The sequence below is a fragment of the Rhizobium sp. 25PS6 genome (genome assembly GCF_032464655.1).
Taxonomy (GTDB): domain Bacteria; phylum Pseudomonadota; class Alphaproteobacteria; order Rhizobiales; family Rhizobiaceae; genus Rhizobium; species Rhizobium laguerreae.
Genome location: NZ_JAWDIV010000081.1, coordinates 1 through 576 on the forward strand (window position 1 = coordinate 1; position 576 = coordinate 576).

Annotated in this window: 2 tRNA genes; both read left to right on the plus strand. The window is 53.8% G+C overall.

From position 1 onward, the window contains the following. The first annotated feature begins 51 nt into the window (after positions 1-51). A tRNA-Ile gene (locus RWK44_RS34925) sits at positions 52-128 on the plus strand. 90 nt (positions 129-218) lie between these two features. Next, positions 219-294: transfer RNA gene (locus tag RWK44_RS34930), tRNA-Ala, on the plus strand. The last annotated feature ends 282 nt before the right edge of the window (positions 295-576 follow it).

The following is a 576-nucleotide window of genomic DNA, read 5'->3' on the forward strand; positions in this document are numbered from 1 at the left end:
GAAGACAAAAAACCGCGTCGATCCAGTTTAGGCTGGGCCGGTTCCCCGAATGGGCCCGTAGCTCAGTTGGTTAGAGCACACGCTTGATAAGCGTGGGGTCGGAAGTTCAAGTCTTCCCGGGCCCACCATTCGCATATGCGAATGAGGGTTAGGGATGATGGAATGTGGCTGATGCGGAACGTTGCCGAACCTGGTTTATACCGGGTGATCGAGCTGGAGGGGCTGTAGCTCAGCTGGGAGAGCACCTGCTTTGCAAGCAGGGGGTCAGCGGTTCGATCCCGCTCAGCTCCACCAAATCGATTGGTGTTGAAGCTGACGGCATTTGTCTTTTGAAGAAATAAAAGTTTTGCATCGGCTTATGGCTGATGCGTGTTCTGCATACATTGTGAAGAGAAGATTGATCTGGAGGCTTCCAGGTGTTTTGGGTTCTGCCCAAGGCGTCCGAGCCCAGTTCTGATGATCCCATGGATGGCCTAGCCGGCCGGATATGGGTGAAGGACTGGAGGTAGGTAGGGAGCTTGTCACTCTGGATTGTTCGTTGTTCGTTGCCTTTGGGCATCGTCTGATGAACGATCG